This is a genomic window from Psychromonas sp. Urea-02u-13 (assembly GCF_002835995.1).
GTDB lineage: Bacteria > Pseudomonadota > Gammaproteobacteria > Enterobacterales > Psychromonadaceae > Psychromonas.
The window spans coordinates 1-1680 of sequence record NZ_PJBZ01000192.1 but is presented as its reverse complement, the minus strand read 5'-3'; the positions used below and the strand labels follow the sequence as shown (position 1 = coordinate 1680).

1 rRNA gene is annotated in these 1680 nt (G+C 50.6%); it reads left to right on the top strand.

Annotated elements, in window-relative coordinates:
• Positions 1–90: 90 nt before the first annotated feature.
• Positions 91–1635 (top strand): 16S ribosomal RNA (locus CXF74_RS21295).
• Positions 1636–1680: the final 45 nt, after the last annotated feature.

Below are 1680 nucleotides of genomic sequence, written 5' to 3'. Positions count from 1 at the left end.
TTAATTCAGAATAACAACGGTACTTAAGGTACTAGTTTTAGTCAGTAATATTGAGTCGCATTGTTGGTAACAACGTGCACATTAAACTTTAAATTGAAGAGTTTGATCATGGCTCAGATTGAACGCTGGCGGCAGGCTTAACACATGCAAGTCGAACGGAAACAGAAGGTAGCTTGCTACTTTGCTGTCGAGTGGCGGACGGGTGAGTAATGCTTGGGAATATGCCAAAACGTGGGGGACAACAGTTGGAAACGACTGCTAATACCGCATAATGTCTTCGGACCAAAGCAGGGGACCTTCGGGCCTTGCGCGTTTTGATTAGCCCAAGTGGGATTAGCTAGTTGGTAAGGTAATGGCTTACCAAGGCGACGATCCCTAGCTGGTCTTAGAGGATGACCAGCCACACTGGAACTGAGACACGGTCCAGACTCCTACGGGAGGCAGCAGTGGGGAATATTGCACAATGGAGGAAACTCTGATGCAGCCATGCCGCGTGTGTGAAGAAGGCTTTCGGGTTGTAAAGCACTTTCAGTGGGGAGGAAAGGGTGTACGTTAATAGCGTGCATCTGTGACGTTACCCACAGAAGAAGCACCGGCTAACTCCGTGCCAGCAGCCGCGGTAATACGGAGGGTGCGAGCGTTAATCGGAATTACTGGGCGTAAAGCGCGCGTAGGTGGTTAATTAAGTCAGATGTGAAAGCCCAGGGCTCAACCTTGGAACTGCATTTGAAACTGGTTAACTAGAGTTTTGTAGAGGGTGGTAGAATTTCAGGTGTAGCGGTGAAATGCGTAGAGATCTGAAGGAATACCAGTGGCGAAGGCGGCCACCTGGACAAAGACTGACACTGAGGCGCGAAGGCGTGGGGAGCAAACGGGATTAGATACCCCGGTAGTCCACGCAGTAAACGATGTCTATTAGAAGTTTGTGGCTATATGCCGTGGGTTTCAAAGCTAACGCATTAAATAGACCGCCTGGGGAGTACGGCCGCAAGGTTAAAACTCAAATGAATTGACGGGGGCCCGCACAAGCGGTGGAGCATGTGGTTTAATTCGATGCAACGCGAAGAACCTTACCATCCCTTGACATCCAGAGAATCACCTAGAGATAGATGAGTGCCTTCGGGAACTCTGAGACAGGTGCTGCATGGCTGTCGTCAGCTCGTGTTGTGAAATGTTGGGTTAAGTCCCGCAACGAGCGCAACCCCTATCCTTATTTGCCAGCGAGTTATGTCGGGAACTATAGGGAGACTGCCGGTGATAAACCGGAGGAAGGTGGGGACGACGTCAAGTCATCATGGCCCTTACGGGATGGGCTACACACGTGCTACAATGGCAGATACAAAGGGTTGCTAACCAGCGATGGTATGCGAATCTCATAAAGTCTGTCGTAGTCCGGATCGGAGTCTGCAACTCGACTCCGTGAAGTTGGAATCGCTAGTAATCGTGGATCAGAATGCCACGGTGAATACGTTCCCGGGCCTTGTACACACCGCCCGTCACACCATGGGAGTGGGCTGCACCAGAAGTCATTAGCTTAACCTTTCGGGGATGGCGATGACCACGGTGTGGTTCATGACTGGGGTGAAGTCGTAACAAGGTAGCCCTAGGGGAACCTGGGGCTGGATCACCTCCTTACGTAAAGAAACTACTATTAGTGCCCACACAGATTGTTTGATTAGA